Origin of the sequence: Enterococcus hulanensis (genome assembly GCF_005405485.1) — a bacterium.
Taxonomy (GTDB): domain Bacteria; phylum Bacillota; class Bacilli; order Lactobacillales; family Enterococcaceae; genus Enterococcus_A; species Enterococcus_A hulanensis.
On sequence record NZ_BJED01000020.1, the window covers coordinates 57,122 to 75,620 of the forward strand.

Here is an 18,499-nt window from a genome sequence, read left to right on the forward strand (position 1 = left end):
GCAAGAGATTTTTTTATTTATGCGTATGAATAGACATCTACAAAACAACTTTCGTGAAGCTTTGCTAAAAGGCAATCAATCAATTGATAGTCATAGTTCTCTGAATTCAGCAGGATTTCAATCCGATAAGAATTCTTTAGGAAAGAATGATCCTTAAATTGTCGAATAACTAATTTATCTTGGGCGGTATTAGCAAACTGCAGAGATTGCATAGCTTGAGATTGTCTTGGATGCAAAAGTTTTTTTAGGTTACGGTAGGAATAAAAGCTCGTGTTGCGATTAAGATTGTGGGTCGTATCTAATCCTAATAAAGCATTTAATAAATGTTGCTTATCTGTTTCGTTCATTGAGTTTAGAAATTTTTGAGCTGCTGCCGGCGCATCTAACATAATAATTCCCCCATATATTTCATTCGAATTAAATATAGCACCATTTTCACAAAATGTAAACGCTCTCTTAGAGTGGGTTTGATTTTTAACTAAATAGACAAGGTTTTAAACACGAACATTAGATAGTTTATTTCATTATAATATCCGATAAATTGTTGAAATATTTTTTTCCTGTTGTTACACTAAAGATGAAATTGAGAAACGAACGATTTTTAATGATTTGTTTTAGAATGTTCATCAAAAGGGAGCGTTATGACGTGGAAAAAGGAACTTTATTGTATGAAGGAAAAGCAAAACAATTATTCCGAACGGATGATCCAGAAGTTATCTGGGTCGAATATTTGAACCAAGCGACAGCTTTGAACGGTGCTAAGAAAGACCAAATCAGCGGTAAAGGCGAACTTAACAATCAAATCACTGGATTGATTTTTGTTTTCTTGAAAAGTAAAGGAATTAAGAATCATTTTATCCAGCAACTTTCCACGAACGAACAGCTGATCCAAACAGTTGGAATTATTCCTTTAGAAGTAGTCGTGCGCAATGTCGCAGCGGGCAGCTTTTCAAAACGACTAGCTATTCCAGAGGGCACAGCTTTAAAAACACCTATCGTAGAGTTTTATTACAAAAACGACGAGTTGGATGATCCGATGGTCGTTGACGATCACATCAGAATTTTGGGAATTGCAACGACTGAGGAGATTGCGCAATTGCGTCAAATGGCTCTGGAAGTTAATGAGGCGCTGATCGAACTATTTGACTCGATAGACATTAAGCTGATTGATTTTAAGTTAGAATTTGGTCGTCAAAAAGACGGTACAATTTTATTGGCAGATGAAGTTTCGCCAGACACTTGTCGTTTGTGGGATAAAAAGACGAACGATCATTTAGACAAGGATATTTATCGTCGCGACTTAGGCGACATCATTCCGGTTTACCAAGAAGTACTAAATAGATTAGAAAAGCGAGGAAAATAAGGATGTATTTTGTAAAAGTTTATGTAACGTATAAGGACTCTGTATTGGACCCACAAGGAGAAGCAGTAAAGGGCGCTGTTCACCGCTTAGGTTATGATGAAATTGAAGATGTTCGAATCGGCAAGTACTTCGAAATCAAAGTTGCTAAAAGCGATCGGCCAGTTGAAGAAATGATTGAAGAAGTTTGCGACAAATTGTTAGCCAACGTCAATATGGAAACGTATCGTTATGAAATTTTAACATCGGAGGAAGTTTAACATGAAATTTGCGGTCATTGTGTTTCCTGGCTCAAATTGTGATCTGGATATGTACTGGGCAATGAAAGAAATCATGGGAGCTGATTGTGAGTATGTTCGCTATGATGCAGACAGCTTAGAGGGCTTCGATGGTGTGCTATTGCCGGGTGGGTTCTCTTATGGGGATTACTTGCGTTGTGGAGCGATTGCTCGTTTTGCCAATATTATGTCCGAAGTCATTCGTTTCGCGGAAGAAGGTAAGCCAGTTTTCGGTACGTGTAATGGATTCCAGATTTTGACAGAAGCCGGTCTATTACCAGGGGCTTTGCGTCGGAATGAGTCATTAAAATTTATCAGCAAAATTACGCCGTTAAAAGTTGTGAACAACCAAACAAAATTTACATCCGAATATGCTGCAGATGAAGTAATCCAAATTCCTGTCGCCCATGGTGAAGGAAATTATTATTGTGATGAAGAAACTTTGGCTGAGTTGAAGGAAAATAATCAAATCGTTTTTACTTATGAAGGTGAAAATATCAACGGCAGCGTGGAAAGCATCGCTGGAATTACCAACAAAGCAGGAAATGTTTTAGGAATGATGCCCCATCCAGAACGAGCAATGGAGAAATTGCTAGGTTCGGATGATGGCAAGAAATTCTTTGCTTCTATTTTAACTAATTTTGGAAAGGTGACTGCAAACTAATGATGAAATTAGAACCAACGGCTCAAGAAATCAAAGATCAGCGTATTTACGCTGGATGGGGTTTGACCGATGAAGAATATCGCTTAATTTCAGAAGACATTCTTGGTCGCCTGCCCAATTATACTGAAACAGGACTATTCTCTGTAATGTGGAGCGAACACTGTTCTTATAAAAACTCAAAACCAGTTTTACGTAAATTCCCGTCCGATGGTCCGCAGGTTTTGCAAGGACCAGGTGAAGGCGCTGGGATCGTCGATATTGGCGATGGACAGGCAGTCGTTTTCAAAGCGGAAAGCCATAATCACCCATCAGCAGTTGAACCTTATGAAGGAGCGGCAACCGGTGTCGGCGGAATCATTCGCGATATCTTTAGTATGGGTGCTCGCCCGATTGCTATTTTAGATTCGCTGCGTTTTGGTGAATTAGATACACCTCGTACTAAGTATTTATTAGAAGAAATCGTCGCTGGAATCAGCGGATACGGCAACTGTATCGGAATTCCGACTGTCGGCGGTGAAGTTGCTTTTGATCCTTGTTATGAGGGAAATCCTTTAGTAAATGCTATGTGTGTGGGCTTGATGGACCATAAAGACATTCAAAAAGGACAAGCCAAAGGTGTCGGCAACTCAATCATGTATGTTGGTGCAAAAACCGGCCGTGATGGGATTCATGGTGCGACCTTTGCCTCTGAGGAATTTGTTGAAGGAGAAGAACAACAACGTTCTGCCGTTCAAGTAGGCGATCCTTTTATGGAAAAATTATTATTGGAAGCGTGTCTGGAACTTATTCTGGAGCATTCTGATATTTTAGTCGGCATTCAAGACATGGGAGCAGCTGGGTTAGTTTCATCTAGTTCAGAGATGGCTTCTAAAGCTGGTTCAGGCTTGAAACTTTATTTGGATGATGTACCGCAACGGGAAACGAATATGACACCATACGAAATGATGTTGTCAGAATCACAAGAACGGATGCTGATTTGTGTTGAACAAGGACACGAAGAAGAAGTTGTTGAATTATTCAAACGTTATGAGTTAGATGCTGTGACGATCGGTGAAGTTACAGATGATGGCATGTATAGCTTATATCACCATGGCGAAGAAGTAGCCAATTTACCAGTTGATGCTTTGGCCGAGGATGCTCCTGTTTATGAGAATGAAAAGAAAGAGCCTGCGCGTATTCAAGAATTTGCGAACATGGCAGTTTTCAAACCAGAAGTAAAAGATGCGAGTGAAACATTGCTTGCTTTATTACAGCAGCCGACGATTGCTTCGAAGAGAATGATTTACGAAACGTATGATTCACAGGTTCGGACGAATACTGTCGTGCGTCCGGGAAGCGATGCAGCAGTAATGCGTGTGCGTGGAACGAATAAAGCGTTGGCGATGACGACTGACTGTAATGCTCGTTATCTTTATTTAAATCCAGAAGTTGGCGGACAAATTGCGGTTGCAGAAGCGGCTCGTAATATCGTAGCGTCTGGTGGACAGCCTTTAGCAATTACAGACTGCTTGAACTATGGTTCACCTGAAAAACCAGAAGGCTTCTGGGAACTATGGACTTCAGCCGATGGAATATCTGAAGCATGTCGTACGTTGAATACACCAGTTATCTCTGGAAATGTTTCGATGTATAACGAAACGAACGGTAAAGCGATCTACCCGACACCAATGATCGGTATGGTAGGTTTGATTGAAGACTTGAATCATATTACGACGCAAGAATTCAAACAAGCCGATGATTTGATCTATGTAATCGGAGAAACAAATGCTGACTTTAACGGCACAGAGATTCAAAAAATGCAAAAAGGGTTGATCGAAGGTAAATTGATGGACTTTGATTTAGCTGTTGAAAAAGAAAATCAAGAATTGGTACTTTCAGCAATCAAAGCCGGTTTAGTAGCAAGCGCGCATGATTGTGCAGAAGGCGGCTTAGCCGTGGCAATTGCAGAAGCAGCTTTTAATAATCAATTAGGTGTTGATGTTGAAGCAGCGATGCCGGTTGAGAATCTTTTTGCAGAAACCCAATCACGCTTCGTTTTATCGATTCATTCTGAAGATCAAGCAGCCTTTGAAGCTTTAGTCGGCGAAAAAGCAGTGAAAATCGGTAAAACAACCAATACTGGTGAATTGAAAGTAACTGCTGACGGCGGTGAAATCAAGGTTGCTACGCAAAAGGCAGAAGAATTATGGGAGGAAGCCATTCCATGTCTAATGAAGTAAGAAGTTTAAATGAAGAATGTGGCGTATTTGGCATCTGGGGTCACCCAGATGCTGCTCGCGTCACTTATTTTGGCTTGCATAGTTTGCAGCATCGAGGTCAAGAAGGTGCTGGGATTGTCAGTAATGACGGCGGGAATTTGATCAGCACTCGAGGATTAGGCTTGTTGTCAGAGGTTTTTAAAGACGAACGCCAATTAAATCAATTGACCGGCCAAGCAGCCATCGGTCATGTACGTTACGCAACGGCAGGAACCAGCAGTGTTGATAACATTCAGCCTTTCTTGTTTAATTTTTATGATGGAGACTTTGCTTTAGCCCACAATGGAAATTTGACGAATGCGAAAAGTTTGCGAAAAGAGCTGGAGGTCGACGGTGCGATTTTCCATTCGAACTCTGATACGGAAATCTTGATGCATTTGATTCGCCGCAGTCAAAAGGAAACGTTATGTGAGCGAATGAAGGAAGCGTTAAACACCGTAAAAGGCGGTTTTGCTTATTTGATGTTAACTGAGGAATCGATGGTTGCTGCTCTTGATCCGAATGGTTTTCGACCGTTGTCAATTGGTCAAATGGTCAATGGTGCTTATGTTGTCGCTTCTGAAACATGCGCATTAGAAGTTGTTGGCGCAAAATTTATCCAAGATGTTAATCCTGGTGAGATCATTACGATCAATGATGACGGATTGAAAGTGGAACGCTTCACTGAGGATACTCAGCATGCGATTTGTTCAATGGAATATATTTATTTTGCTCGACCTGACTCAAATATTGCCGGTGTCAATGTCCACAGCGCTCGAAAAAATATGGGACGCATTTTGTCACATGAAGCAGAGATTGAGGCGGATATGGTTGTCGGTGTTCCTAACTCCTCACTATCAGCCGCGAGTGGTTATGCGGAGGAATCTGGTATTCCTTATGAGATGGGTTTGGTAAAAAATCAATATGTTGCAAGAACCTTCATTCAGCCAACCCAAGAATTGCGGGAGCAAGGTGTGCGTATGAAGCTTTCTGCTGTGCGGGGTGTCGTTGAAGGAAAACGGGTGATTATGGTTGATGATTCGATTGTACGAGGAACGACCAGCCGCCGAATTGTAAATCTTTTAAAAGAGGCCGGTGCGAAAGAAGTTCATGTAAGAATTGCTTCACCACCTTTACGCTATCCATGTTTTTACGGCATTGATATTCAAACACGCAAAGAATTGATCGCTGCGAACCATTCAATCGAAGAAATTCGCGAAATGATCGGCGCAGACTCATTGTCATTCCTAAGCGAAGACGGATTGATCAATGCTATCGGATTAAATTTCGATGCACCATATTCAGGATTATGTATGGCATATTTCAATGGAGATTATCCAACGCCGCTATATGATTATGAAGCACATTATCAAGCAACACTAAAAGAAAAAACTTCATTTTATTAAAAATGAATACTTAATTATGAGTAAGGGGCGAATCGAGTGGGAAATGCATATTCTAAAGCTGGCGTTGATGTGGAAGCTGGTTATGAAGTAGTTGAACGCATCAAGAAGCATGTAAAGAGAACCGAACGTTTAGGTGTAATGGGAGCAATCGGCGGTTTCGGCGGCTGCTTCGATCTAAGTCAATTTCAATTGAAAGAGCCTGTTTTAATTTCTGGAACAGATGGAGTAGGAACAAAATTAATGGTGGCGATCCAAGCAGATAAGCATGATACGATCGGGATCGATTGTGTCGCCATGTGTGTGAATGATATCGTGGCTCAAGGCGCAGAACCGTTATACTTTTTAGATTATATCGCGACAGGTAAAAATGTTCCCGCCCGATTAGAGCAAGTAGTTGCAGGCGTGGCAGAGGGGTGTGTTCAGGCTGGCGCTGCCTTGATTGGCGGAGAGACAGCAGAAATGCCTGGTATGTATGGCGAGGATGATTATGATTTAGCTGGTTTTACAGTCGGTATTGCTGAGAAAAGTCAAATGATCACCGGCGAGAAAATCAAAGCTGGAGATATCTTAGTCGGTTTGCCTTCAACAGGGATTCATTCAAACGGCTATTCCCTTGTTCGAAAAATTTTCTTTGAAACACATAATTTTTCAGTTGACGAAAAATTACCGGAATTAGCTGAAACATTGGGAAATGAAATTTTAACGCCGACACGAATCTATGTTGAAGCGATTCTGCCTTTAGTCAAAAAAGAATTAGTGAACGGTATTGCACACGTAACTGGCGGAGGCTTTGTCGAAAACTTGCCGCGGATGCTGCCGGAAAATCTGGCTTGCGAAATCGAATTAGGTACATGGCCAGTTTTACCGATTTTTGATGCGTTAGCCAAATATGGCGAAATTCCTGAAATGGAAATGTATGAGATCTTTAATATGGGAATCGGTATGGTCCTAGCGGTTGCACCAGAAAAATTAGCGGAGCTGCAGGCAGATTTAAATGGACGAAACGAAGCGTCATTCGTTATTGGGAAAGTGACTGAAAAACAAGAAGCGGCGATTGTTTTCAAAGGAGCGAAGGCATGAGAATAGCTGTCTTAGCTTCAGGCAACGGGTCTAATTTTGAAGTGATCGCCCAAGCAGTCAAAGACAAAGAAATCCCAGCAGAGTTGGTACTATTATTTTCTGATCACCACGATGCTTATGTATTGGAGCGCGGAAAGAAATTCGGAGTCACCTGTGAAAGCTTTGAGCTGAAAGAATTTTCGGATAAGAAAAGCTATGAGGCTGCATTATTAGCGCTATTGAAGAAATATGATGTGGAGCTCGTTGTTTTAGCAGGCTATATGCGAATTATCGGCAAAGACTTACTAGCGGAGTTTCCTAACCGGATCGTCAATATCCATCCTGCGTTATTACCTAATTTTCCAGGCCTGCACGGGATTAAGGATGCTTATGAAGCAGGCGTGAAGGAAACAGGAGTCACCATCCATTATGTCGACAGCGGTGTAGATACTGGTCCGATCATTGCTCAAGGCAAAGTCCAAGTCTCAGAAAATGACAGCTTGAGTGATTTAGAAACAAAGATTCATCAGGTGGAGCATCAGCTCTATCCGCAAGTTCTTGCAGATATTGTAAAAGAAGCGAACTCAAAATTATAAAAGGGAATATTCTAGTTAGTAAGATAGAAGGAGTGTCATGATGACAAGAGCATTGATTAGCGTTTCAGATAAAACCGGAGTTGTAGAATTTACTAAAGGATTGGTTCAGGCAGGCGTTGAAATTATTTCAACCGGCGGAACTAAAAAAGTCTTAGACGAAGCGGGCATTCCAACGTTGAGTATTGATGAAGTAACCGGTTTTCCGGAAATGATGGATGGTCGGGTAAAAACATTGCATCCGAAGATCCATGGCGGATTATTAGGCCGACGTGATTTAGCAACGCACATGGATGCGATGAAGGAACACGATATTCAACCGATTGATTTTGTTTGTGTGAATTTGTATCCATTTAAAGAGACGATTTCTAAGCCAGACGTGACTGAAGCAGATGCAATCGAGAACATTGATATCGGCGGACCTAGCATGCTGCGTTCTGCTGCTAAAAACTTCAGCTCGGTAACTGTGGTAGTCGATCCGAAAGACTATGCTCTAGTTTTGGCCGAAGTAAAAAGTAATCAAGCGACTTCCTTAGAAACACGTAAACGATTAGCTGCAAAAGTATTCCGTCACACAGCGGCATATGATGCTTTGATCGCGGATTACTTAACGAAGAGTGTCAGCGAAGTAGAACCAGAGAAATTAACGCTGACTTATGAATTGAAGCAAACTCTGCGTTATGGCGAAAACAGCCATCAAACAGCTGCTTTCTATCAGAATGCATTGCCAGTACCTTATTCAATCGCCAGTGCTCATCAGCTTCATGGGAAAGAATTGTCTTATAACAACATCAAAGACGCCGATGCAGCTATTCGTATTGCCCGTGAATTTAGTGAACCGACGGTCGTGGCGTTGAAACATATGAATCCTTGCGGTATCGGAAGCGGACGCACGATTTCAGAAGCGTATCAGTTTGCTTATGAAGCTGATCCAACCTCAATTTTTGGCGGTATCTTAGTAGCAAATCGGGAAATTGATTTGGAAACTGCGGAAGAGATGCATAAATTATTCTTAGAGATCATCATCGCACCAAGTTTCAGCAAAGAGGCTTTTGATGTTTTATCTGGTAAGAAAAACCTGCGCTTAATGACGTTAGACTTTGCTGACCAAGTGAACAATCAGCCAGAAGTCGTTTCTGTCTTAGGCGGTCTGCTGGTTCAAGACCAAGATGTAATTGAAGAGATTCCTGAAGAGTGGGAAGTCGTTACCGATCGTAAACCAACAGAAGAAGAGTTAAAAGCTTTGGCATTTGCTTGGAGAGCGGTAAAACACGTGAAATCAAATGCGATCGTTGTTGCAAATGAGCATCAGACTGTCGGAGTCGGTGCCGGACAAATGAATCGTGTCGGTTCAGTCAAGATCGCTTTGGAAGAAGCGAAAGGTCGAATGAACGGTGCTGTTTTAGCTAGTGATGCGTATTTTCCAATGGATGATAGTGTAGAATACGCTGCTCAGCATGGGATTAAAGCGATCGTTCAACCTGGCGGAAGTATCCGCGACAAAGACTCGATTGCTATGGCAAATAAATACGGCGTCGCGATGGTCTTTACTGGTGTCCGTCATTTCAGACATTAATTTGAGGAGGATTCAATGAAAGTATTAATTATTGGCAGCGGCGGTCGTGAACATGCGATCGCGAAGAAAATGCTGAATAGTCCGCAGGTAACGGATGTTTATTGTGCTAAAGGAAATCCTGGTATGAGAAATGACGATATCCAATTAGTGGACATTGCAGAAGACGATCACGAAAAATTGATTACCTTTGCTAAAGAACATGCGATCGATTGGACTTTTGTCGGACCGGAGATTCCTTTGCTGAAAGGTATCGTGGATGATTTTCAAGCAGCCGGGCTTAAGATTTTCGGACCGAATAAAGCGGCTGCGATGATCGAAGGTTCAAAGGAATTCGCAAAAAAAATCATGGTGGACAATGATATTCCTACTGCTGACTATGAAGCATTCACCGATTATCAGACCGCTTGCGACTATGTAAAAGAAAAGGGAGCGCCAATTGTTATCAAAGCAGACGGCTTAGCTGCTGGTAAAGGTGTGACGGTCGCAATGACGCTGGATGAAGCATTGCAGGCGTTAAAAGAAATGATGACAGATCATCGCTTCGGCGAAAGCGGCGACAAGGTCGTTGTAGAAGAATTCTTAGATGGTGAGGAATTCTCATTGCTTGCCTTTGTAAAAAATGAAAAAGTTTATCCAATGGTAATTTCGCAAGACCATAAGCGTGCGTATGACGATGATCAAGGACCAAATACAGGCGGGATGGGTGCTTACTCGCCGGTACCGCAGATTTCAAATGAAATGGTCGAAAATGCAGTCGAAAAAATCTTGAAGCCAGCGGCAACTGGTATGATGAAGAATGACACACCATTTACTGGTATTTTGTATGCTGGCTTGATCGCGACCGAAGCTGGACCAAAAGTCATTGAGTTCAATGCCCGTTTTGGCGATCCTGAAACGCAAGTTGTTTTGCCGCGCTTGGCGAGCGATCTTGCACAAGTTATCGATTCACTGTTGAAGGATCAAGAGCCTGAATTGATTTGGAGCGACCAAGCAGCAGTCGGTGTTGTTTTGGCAGCCGAGGGCTATCCTAATGAATATCAAAAAGGAATGCCTGTTCCAAGCTTTGATGATCAAGTAACGGTCTATTATGCAGGTGTAACAGAGGAGCAAGGAGCAACAAAAGCTTCAGGCGGACGAGTTCTTTTAGTCGAAGCCGAAGCAGACAGCATTGAAGCAGCTCAAACCAAAGTGTATCAAGCTTTGAACGAAGCAGATACCACTGGTTATTTCTATCGCAAAGATATTGGAGCTAAATCAATAAAATAAGCAGAAAAACGGCCTTAGGGTCGTTTTTTTGCGTGCAAAAGCAGGCGAGATTTAAAAAATGACAGCTTTGATTAAAAGTGGTAAACTAAATATGAAAAAAGCGTTAAAAAAATATATGAATTCGAAGAAAAATAAACTGAATTTAACTCATACAGGCAGTTGCATTAGTTAGAATTATTTTTCGTTCCAGAGTGTATTGAAAGAGGAGAGGACCATGGAAAGAAAACGATCCAAAGCTGATGATGAGAAGCACGAATTGCAGACGATTTTGTCCGGACTACCCAATTCTCAGTATTTAAAGATTTTATTAGCTCAAATCATGAGACATTATGATCCGAAAATAAAATATATTTTCCAAAAACAAACAGGCTGGCAGCTTGTAATTGAACAATATGATGGACTGCTTTGCCGCATTAAGATCCACGAGGAGTATTTTTCAGTGATCACACCATTCCCGGATTTCGGGATAAACTACTTAACCCCGATGGTAAAAGTAATGTCTGATGAGTTTAAAGAAAAATTCGAAGATGTGTCAAAAAATACTCAGCAGATCGAAATGAAAGTGACCAATGAGGAAGAAATGGAAGATGTTATCTTTTTAGTTAGTCTGCAGGCAAAAAAATTAAGGAATGCCTTAGTCTAAAAAGTTAATGTTCGTGTTTTTTGCTATAAAATTCAAAATCAGCTTGCTTTTTAAGTGAATATGTTGTAAATTACATAGGGCGATAACGCCCTATGTTTTTTTATCTGTCACGCTTTTCACAGTTTGCAGAGTGAAAAAACAAAAAAATGAAGACATTAAAATGAGATAGCTATCTTATTCATTGGAGGCCATTATGAAAGTATTTGATTATGAAGATATTCAGTTGATCCCGAATAAATGTATTGTAAACAGTCGTTCAGAATGTGACACGACTGTACAATTAGGGAAATTTAGTTTTAAGATGCCGGTTGTACCTGCCAATATGCAAACGATCATCGATGAGAACATTGCAGAATTTTTGGCGGAAAATGGTTACTTCTATATTATGCATCGCTTTTATGAAGACGAACGAATTCCCTTCATAAAGAAAATGCAATCTCGCGGCTTATTTACATCAATCAGTGTTGGTGTAAAAGGATATGAATATGATTTTGTAAAACAATTAGCAGATGAGAAATTGAACCCTGATTTTATTACGATCGATATTGCTCACGGACATTCTGATCCGGTAATCAATATGATCAAGCATATTAAAAAATTGTTACCAGAGACTTTTGTGATTGCCGGAAATGTCGGTACGCCTGAAGCTGTTCGTGAATTAGAAAATGCTGGAGCTGACGCGACGAAACTGGGCATTGGACCTGGTAAAGTATGTATCACTAAAATCAAGACCGGCTTCGGTACAGGCGGCTGGCAGCTGGCGGCGTTGAGCTGGTGTGCAAAAGCAGCGCGCAAACCTATTATCGCGGACGGCGGAATCCGTACGCATGGTGATATCGCGAAATCAATTCGCTTTGGCGCGACGATGGTGATGATTGGTTCATTATTCGCAGGTCACGAAGAATCACCTGGCGAAACAATGGTTGAAGATGGTGTTGTATATAAGGAATACTTCGGCAGTGCCTCTGAGTTTCAAAAAGGCGAAAAGAAAAATGTTGAAGGTAAAAAAATCTGGATTCCTTATAAAGGTTCTTTAAAAGACACTTTAGTTGAAATGCAGCAAGATTTACAATCATCAATTTCTTATGCAGGCGGAAATGATTTAGAAGCGCTGCAAAAGGTTGATTATGTAGTTGTTAAAAATTCGATCTTTAATGGAGATACGATTTAAAGATTTTTAGAAGACTTTAAAAGCTCATGCTGATTTTTGGCATGAGCTTTTTTTGCACGAATAATTGACAGTCTTTCATAATTGGGTTAGCGTTAAGTCATCCAATAATAAATGAGGGAATACTATGTGGGAGCTATCAGAAAATAAATCAACACCGATCTATCAACAGATCATGGAGCAAATTATTACTTATATTCAAGATGGGACCTTACAGCCGGGAGACCGATTGCCGGCTGAACGGAAATTGGCAGATTATTATCAAGTGAATCGTTCAACAGTTGTGCATGCATTAGATGAATTGGTGAGTCTCGGTTGGGTGTTGCGGCGTCAGGGGAGTGGAACGGTCGTCAATGAAGGAAACTGGGGAAGAAGTACAATCCCTCGTGTTGATTGGCGAAGTTTATTCACGCAGGAATCACATCCGAAAGAACCTTTTTTAGAGAAGCTTCAGCAATTATTAAATGATCCGGAGGCGGTTGATCTTTATTCTGGAGAATTACCACTGAACTTGATCCCTGATTTTCGTTTTCCTTCCTATACATGGGAAGAATTATTGTTGGAAGAACGCAAGCAAAGTCCATTAGGGTATCGACCGTTGCAGCAGGTTATTTGCCAGCGGATCAAGGCGGATCAAAAAATCGAGGTTTCTTCGGATCAAGTCTTGATCACATCCGGTGCGCAACAGGCGATGTTTTTATTATTGCAGGTAATGCTGCAAAGCGGGGATAGTGTTGCTATTGAAGATCCGTCCTTCCTTTATTCACTGCCGATCTTCGCGACTGCCGGAATCAAGCTTTATGGTGTAGAAATGGACAAAGAGGGCATGCGAATCGATAAACTTGAACAATTGATTCTGACTAAGAAAATCAAGCTGATCATTCTTAATCCTACTTTTCAAAATCCGACAGGTTCAACAATGTCAAAAAAACGTAGAAATGAATTGATCGAACTTAGCCGTAAATATCAGCTGCCGATCGTAGAAGATGAAGTCTTCAGCGAAATGAATTTTGACGAAATTCCGCCTTCTTTGAAGGAACTGGCTCCTCATCAAGTAATACATTTAGGCTCGTTGTCGAAAATCTTTGGTTCGTCTATCAAAATTGGTTGGATCGTGGCTGATCGGGATTTGATTCAACGATTGTCTGAGGCCAAGCAGATGATGGATTTTTCTATCAGTGTCTTTCCTCAGGTCATTGCTCATACGGCTTTAACTGATCCGCGGTTTGAACAAAACCAAAAAAATCTGGTCGTTGAGCTGGAACAAAGAGCTGCGGCATTTATTGAGGCGGCACAGGTTGTGGCCGAAGACTGGGAGTTTTCTGCGATTGATGGTGGAATCTATGTTTATTTCACTTGGCGACATCAAAAATTGACGCGAACGGACTGGGAAATTTTTTTGAGAGAAAAATTATTGATCGCCCCCGCATTTTTGTTTAGTAATGATACAATGGCAATGAGAGTGAACTACACTCGGTTAACAGAAAGAACACGAGAAAAGTTTTTTTCGAAGCTGCAGACTATTTCAAAGGAACTAAGGAGGAATTAAATGAAAGCACTAGAGGTTTTGAAGGAGCACCGAACTTATCGGAATTTTGATGAAAACTATCAGATAACTGATGATGAGCTGCAAAATATTTTACAAGCAAGCCGGCAAGCACCAAGTTGGATGAATGGGCAAATGTATAGCATTATTGTTGTAAAGGATCGGGAAATTCGCGAAAAAATGGTGGCGTTGAATCCTGGAAACCCTCATATGCTGCATAGTTCGGTTTTCCTAGTATTTGCGGCAGATTTGAAGCGGACGAAAAAAGTTGCTGAGCATTATGGTGTAGATTATCCTATTAATGAAGGACTTGATCCGTTGATCACAGCTGTGACAGATGCTGCTTTAGCTTTAGAAAATGCAGTGATTGCGACAGAAGCCCTAGGTCTGGGTTCAGTAGTTGTAGGTTCGATCAGAAAAGATATTGCAGAGGTCAGCGAGCTGCTGAACCTGCCTGAGTATGTACTGCCGATTGCTGGATTAAGCATTGGCAAGCCAAATGTGGAAATGCGAAGCAAACCCCGTTTGCCTGAAGAAGCTGTCATTCATTATGATACGTACCAAGACTATGACTATCAGCTGATCGAAGACTATGATGATACAATGGAAAAATTTGCTGAAGCTCGGGAAACCAAAATTTGGAGTAAAAAATTTGCGGACTACTTTAGCAACAAACCTAATCAGAAAATTGACGAGTTTCTGAAAACGAAAAAGTTTTTCAGTTAATGTTTGACACCGGAAGGTAAGTAACATATAGTAAGGATGTAAATAAGAATAATTGTTAGGTGAGGCTCCTATATGGACACAGGCTGCTGCCCAAAAATGTCGAGAGACGCCAATGGGTAGAACAGGGATCATCGTGAAGGTGATTCATAACGTAGCTGACAGATTTTGTCTACGCCCTATAGTGCTAAAGCTCGACGATGAACATGAATGAATTTTCGCGCGTGCTCATTTTCGAGTGCGCGCTTTTTTGCGAGTTTTTCTTCCTGCTTTAGCAGGTTAGAAAAATCGTATGCGAAACGAGAATAGAATTAACTTTTTCGTTTTTTGAAAAAGTTAACACCTCGAGACGAGTTAGCTGCCAGTCCAACTTTTCGCAGTTGCTCAAAGTTTGGTGGCAAAAAAAAGGATTTTAAATCAGATAATAGGGCAGATACTTAGTTGGATGGTATGCGTGGCGAGAATCAGACTTGTTTTTCGTGGTTTTCGAAAAATGAATCCATTAAAACGAGATAGCTGCTAGTTCAACTTTCTTCCTGCTTTAGCAGGTTAGAAAAATCGTATGCGAAACGAGAATAAAATTAACTTTTTCGTTTTTTGAAAAAGTTAATACCTCGAGACGAGATAGCTGCCAGTCCAACTTTTCGCAGTTGCTCAAAGTTTGGTGGCAAAAAAAGGATTTTAAATCAGATAATAGGGCAGATACTTAGTTGGATGGTATGCGTGGTGAGAATCAGACTTATTTTTCGTGGTTTTCGAAAAATAAATCCATTTGAAACGAGATAGCTGCCGTTCCAACGTTTTGCTACAAGCATGTGCAATTTTAAAGCCCACCGTCAGTTTTCAATTATTCACTACAGATAATAGATGAAAGGATGTGAGGAAGATGGATTATGAAGATAGTCGACCGAAAGATAAATATAACGGGGCGACTTCAGTTGTCCTGAATTTTAGGAGGAACAACTATGATGAACAAAAAAAACCTTCTTGCTCGCAAAATCAACAAAGATCAAGAATTGAAAAAATTAGCGATCCTATCTGATCGTGACCTTTTCCTAAACTTGCGGACATCGCTACAAGGCTTATCTGAAGAGGATGCGGAAAGCCGTTTGGAAGAATATGGTCCCAACGAAGTTTCTGCGCAAAAACCAACACCTGGAATTTTATTGTTTTTACAAGCATTCAATGATCCATTTGTTTATGTATTAGCTCTTTTAGCAATTGTTTCTTTATTGACGAATGATATTGAAGCGGCAATCGTAATGACAATTATGATTCTGGCGAGTGTTTTGATTACTTTCATTCAAGAATACCGCTCTCAAAAAGCAAGTATCGAATTAAAGGAAATGATCGAAAACACAGCGGCGATCACACGTAATGGTGAAACAAAGGAAATACCTATGGATGAAGTCGTACCTGGTGACATTTTGACGTTAGCGACGGGTGACATGATCCCGGCAGATGCCGTCTTGATTTGGACGAAAGACCTTTTCGTCAACCAATCATCGTTAACGGGAGAATCAATGCCTGTCGAAAAGTACCTGGCAAAAGATACCGAATTGACAGAAGAAACAACCGCATTGGACTTAACGAATCTGGTATTTATGGGTACAGATGTGTTAAGTGGTCAAGGAAAAGCGATTATTTTAAAAACAGGCCAACAAACCTTTTTCGGAGATATCGCGAAAAATGCGACATCGAAACGAGGAAAAACATCCTTTGATATTGGTTTAGCCAAGGTCAGTAAATTATTACTGCGGATGGTAATGGTGCTATTTCCCCTTGTGTTTTTGATCAATGGTTTAACAAAGGGTGATTGGAGCAGTGCGTTTTTCTTCGCGATTGCGGTAGCGGTAGGATTGACACCTGAAATGCTGCCAATGATCGTAAGCTCTAACTTGGCAAAAGGAGCTTTGACTCTTTCAAAGCATAAAGTCATCGTAAAAGAACTGGCTTCGATCCAAAACTTAGGCAGTATGGATGTCTTATGTACCGACAAAACAGGGACGATCACCGAAGATCGCGTGGTGCTGGTACAACATTTAGATCCATTGGGCAATGAGAATGAACAAGTTTTAGACTTGGCATTTATGAATTCGACCTATCAAACCGGCTGGAAAAATCTGATGGACATCGCCGTAATCAATTATTTCGAAGAACAGGATCGTCGTTTGCCGTATCAAACAGTCCAAAAAATTGATGAGATCCCTTTTGATTTCTCACGGCGTCGTTTAACTGTCGTAGTGAAAACTGACGAACATCAATTAATGATCACCAAGGGTGCCGTTGAAGAAATGGCGACCATCTGTAAATATGTTGAAATCAATGGCGAAATTCTAGAATTGACGACTGAAATTCGTCAGCAGCTGCAAGCTGTTAACGAAAAAATGAACCGGCAAGGCATGCGGGTAATCACTGTAGCTGTTCGTCGTGACGCTCATGAGGAAGCGATCTATTCAACAGATGACGAAAAAGATATGACCTTGATCGGATTTATGGGTTTCCTTGATCCGGCTAAGGCTTCGGCGAAACCAGCGATCAAATCGCTGCACCAGCATGGTGTTACCGTGAAGGTTTTAACTGGTGATAATGCTATCGTGGCACAAAAAGTTTGCCAAGATGTTGGAATTCCTGCCGAGGACTTTGTTTTAGGGAGCCAGATTGATGAAATGTCTGACGATGAATTGTATCAAGCGGCAGAAAAAGTCAATTTGTTCGCGAAATTAAATCCTATGCAAAAATCGCGAATCATCGAATCGCTGCAAACAAAAGGTCATACGGTTGGCTTTATGGGTGACGGAATCAATGATGCACCAGCTTTGCGTAAAGCAGACGTGGGAATCTCTGTTGATACCGCAGCCGATATCACTAAAGATGCCAGCTCGATCATTTTATTGGAAAAGAGCTTAGGTGTTTTAGAAAACGGCGTGATCGAAGGCCGTCGTGTCTTCAGCAACATGATGAAATATATCAAGATCACGATCAGCTCGAATTTCGGGAATGTTTTCTCAATTTTAGTTGCCAGCGCCTTTTTACCGTTTCTGCCGATGCTTTCGATTCAATTGCTGCTGCAAAATTTGATCTATGATATCGCGCAATTGACAATTCCGTGGGATAACGTGGATGAGGAAGAATTAGAAGTTCCGACGAAATGGGAAACGAGAGGATTATTGAAATTTACCGTCTGTATCGGACCGATCAGCTCTGTTTTTGACATCATTACATTCTTAGTTATGTGGTTTATCTTTGGCGCCAATACAGTTGGGGCGCAAAACCTCTTCCAAACAGGCTGGTTCATGATCGGCTTGACGACACAAGCCTTAGTTGTCTTGATGGTCCGGACGAAGAAGATTCCATTTATTCAAAGCCGGCCAGCGCCGCAAGTATTCGCCAGCTTATTAATGGCTGTGGTGGTAGGTGCCTTAGTTGTTTTAACGCCGATTGCTGAACAATTTGATTTTGTTCATCTTCCAAGCAGCTATTGGGTATGGTATGTCGGTATCGTGGTTGCTTATATGTTGGCAACGCAATTAGGTAAGGTAATCTATATAAGAATAGCAAAAGAATGGATCTAAATTGAAAAGCTAGCTCATTTAGCCCAATACTATAACAGAATGGCCTGTGTTGCCATTCTGTTTCTTTTTTTGTGAAAAATTACAACAAATGAATAGCCTCAAGTACCTCTCACAAATTCCATTTAAGTCCTTTTTTAAAAGCAAACGAGTGAAATAATTATAAAATATCGATTTATCAAGGCACTCGACCGCTACTATTTAATAGACAAATTTTTTTTGAAAAAAACAAGCTGCGCGTGGTTTCACAAGGTTAAAAAGTGAAACGCTTCAATTCGTTCAGAATCGGTGAGCAAGTTTGTTGTCAATTGAATATAAAAATGCTAATTTAGAGAAGAAGGGGCAATAGCAATAATACAGATTGACTTGCTGTTGCACTGATAACAAGACTTAAATTAAGAGAGGAAA

At 40.9% G+C, this 18,499-nt stretch carries 15 protein-coding genes and 1 riboswitch; of the genes, 14 read left to right on the forward strand and 1 reads right to left on the reverse strand.

What is annotated here, in order from left to right; genetic code table 11:
- Positions 1–17: 17 nt before the first annotated feature.
- Positions 18–389 (reverse strand): hypothetical protein, encoded by a 372-nt coding sequence (locus FFR60_RS18845; RefSeq protein WP_137665342.1) that lies wholly within the window; start codon positions 387–389, stop codon positions 18–20.
- Between the two features lie 257 nt (positions 390–646).
- On the opposite strand from FFR60_RS18845, the gene purC reads away from it, so the two are divergent.
- The 14 genes from purC to mgtA all read left to right on the forward strand — a co-directional run bounded on the left by purC (position 647) and on the right by mgtA (position 18,094).
- Positions 647–1,363 (forward strand): phosphoribosylaminoimidazolesuccinocarboxamide synthase, encoded by a 717-nt coding sequence (gene purC / locus FFR60_RS18850; protein ID WP_137665343.1) that lies wholly within the window; start codon positions 647–649, stop codon positions 1,361–1,363.
- 2 nt (positions 1,364–1,365) lie between these two features.
- Entirely contained in the window at positions 1,366–1,620 is a 255-nt protein-coding gene (gene purS / locus FFR60_RS18855) for a phosphoribosylformylglycinamidine synthase subunit PurS (RefSeq protein WP_088935906.1), read from the forward strand.
- A gap of 1 nt (position 1,621) precedes the next feature.
- Positions 1,622–2,302 carry a phosphoribosylformylglycinamidine synthase subunit PurQ gene (purQ, locus tag FFR60_RS18860; protein ID WP_137665344.1) on the forward strand — a complete coding sequence of 227 codons (681 nt, stop codon included), beginning with the start codon at positions 1,622–1,624 and terminating at the stop codon, positions 2,300–2,302.
- Entirely contained in the window at positions 2,302–4,521 is a 2,220-nt protein-coding gene (gene purL / locus FFR60_RS18865; RefSeq protein WP_137665345.1) for a phosphoribosylformylglycinamidine synthase subunit PurL, read from the forward strand. Before purQ ends, purL begins: the two co-directional genes overlap by 1 nt.
- A complete protein-coding gene (gene purF / locus FFR60_RS18870) occupies positions 4,506–5,945 on the forward strand; it encodes an amidophosphoribosyltransferase (protein WP_137665346.1) in 1,440 nt (479 codons plus the stop codon). The genes purL and purF overlap by 16 nt, the downstream gene beginning before the upstream one ends.
- A gap of 36 nt (positions 5,946–5,981) precedes the next feature.
- A complete protein-coding gene (purM, locus tag FFR60_RS18875; protein WP_137665347.1) occupies positions 5,982–7,025 on the forward strand; it encodes a phosphoribosylformylglycinamidine cyclo-ligase in 1,044 nt (347 codons plus the stop codon).
- A complete protein-coding gene (gene purN, locus FFR60_RS18880; RefSeq protein ID WP_137665348.1) occupies positions 7,022–7,600 on the forward strand; it encodes a phosphoribosylglycinamide formyltransferase in 579 nt (192 codons plus the stop codon). The genes purM and purN overlap by 4 nt, the downstream gene beginning before the upstream one ends.
- A 40-nt stretch (positions 7,601–7,640) precedes the next feature.
- On the forward strand, positions 7,641–9,173 hold the full coding sequence (gene purH / locus FFR60_RS18885; protein WP_171004978.1) for a bifunctional phosphoribosylaminoimidazolecarboxamide formyltransferase/IMP cyclohydrolase: 1,533 nt from the start codon (positions 7,641–7,643) through the stop codon (positions 9,171–9,173).
- Positions 9,174–9,188: 15 nt separating this feature from the next.
- The gene (gene purD / locus FFR60_RS18890; protein ID WP_137665350.1) at positions 9,189–10,439 is read left to right on the forward strand and encodes a phosphoribosylamine--glycine ligase; all 1,251 of its coding nucleotides are present in this window, start codon (positions 9,189–9,191) and stop codon (positions 10,437–10,439) included.
- A 214-nt stretch (positions 10,440–10,653) separates the two neighbouring features.
- Positions 10,654–11,082: a DUF3788 family protein gene (locus FFR60_RS18895; RefSeq protein WP_137665351.1), complete on the forward strand. Its 429-nt coding sequence runs from the start codon at positions 10,654–10,656 to the stop codon at positions 11,080–11,082.
- Between the two features lie 193 nt (positions 11,083–11,275).
- Positions 11,276–12,253 carry a GMP reductase gene (gene guaC, locus FFR60_RS18900; protein WP_088932663.1) on the forward strand — a complete coding sequence of 326 codons (978 nt, stop codon included), beginning with the start codon at positions 11,276–11,278 and terminating at the stop codon, positions 12,251–12,253.
- Between the two features lie 124 nt (positions 12,254–12,377).
- The gene (locus FFR60_RS18905) at positions 12,378–13,799 is read left to right on the forward strand and encodes an aminotransferase-like domain-containing protein (RefSeq protein ID WP_137665352.1); all 1,422 of its coding nucleotides are present in this window, start codon (positions 12,378–12,380) and stop codon (positions 13,797–13,799) included.
- Positions 13,800–14,522, forward strand: coding sequence for a nitroreductase family protein (locus FFR60_RS18910; protein ID WP_137665353.1), 723 nt, complete (start codon positions 13,800–13,802; stop codon positions 14,520–14,522).
- 44 nt (positions 14,523–14,566) lie between these two features.
- A riboswitch (M-box (ykoK) riboswitch) is annotated at positions 14,567–14,731 on the forward strand.
- Positions 14,732–15,487: 756 nt separating this feature from the next.
- Positions 15,488–18,094, forward strand: a complete 2,607-nt coding sequence (gene mgtA / locus FFR60_RS18915; RefSeq protein WP_171004979.1) for a magnesium-translocating P-type ATPase — start codon at positions 15,488–15,490, stop codon at positions 18,092–18,094.
- Positions 18,095–18,499: the final 405 nt, after the last annotated feature.

Bases quoted from the DNA above. Each gene is read 5' to 3' on its own strand.
- guaC (WP_088932663.1), top strand. From the start codon at position 11,276: ATGAAAGTATTTGATTATGAAGATATTCAGTTGATCCCGAATAAATGT.
- purS (WP_088935906.1), top strand. From the start codon at position 1,366: ATGTATTTTGTAAAAGTTTATGTAACGTATAAGGACTCTGTATTGGAC.
- mgtA (WP_171004979.1), top strand. From the start codon at position 15,488: ATGAACAAAAAAAACCTTCTTGCTCGCAAAATCAACAAAGATCAAGAA.
- purH (WP_171004978.1), top strand. From the start codon at position 7,641: ATGACAAGAGCATTGATTAGCGTTTCAGATAAAACCGGAGTTGTAGAA.
- FFR60_RS18910 (WP_137665353.1), top strand. From the start codon at position 13,800: ATGAAAGCACTAGAGGTTTTGAAGGAGCACCGAACTTATCGGAATTTT.
- FFR60_RS18845 (WP_137665342.1), bottom strand. From the start codon at position 389: ATGTTAGATGCGCCGGCAGCAGCTCAAAAATTTCTAAACTCAATGAAC.
- purQ (WP_137665344.1), top strand. From the start codon at position 1,622: ATGAAATTTGCGGTCATTGTGTTTCCTGGCTCAAATTGTGATCTGGAT.
- purD (WP_137665350.1), top strand. From the start codon at position 9,189: ATGAAAGTATTAATTATTGGCAGCGGCGGTCGTGAACATGCGATCGCG.
- purL (WP_137665345.1), top strand. From the start codon at position 2,302: ATGATGAAATTAGAACCAACGGCTCAAGAAATCAAAGATCAGCGTATT.
- FFR60_RS18895 (WP_137665351.1), top strand. From the start codon at position 10,654: ATGGAAAGAAAACGATCCAAAGCTGATGATGAGAAGCACGAATTGCAG.
- purF (WP_137665346.1), top strand. From the start codon at position 4,506: ATGTCTAATGAAGTAAGAAGTTTAAATGAAGAATGTGGCGTATTTGGC.
- purN (WP_137665348.1), top strand. From the start codon at position 7,022: ATGAGAATAGCTGTCTTAGCTTCAGGCAACGGGTCTAATTTTGAAGTG.
- FFR60_RS18905 (WP_137665352.1), top strand. From the start codon at position 12,378: ATGTGGGAGCTATCAGAAAATAAATCAACACCGATCTATCAACAGATC.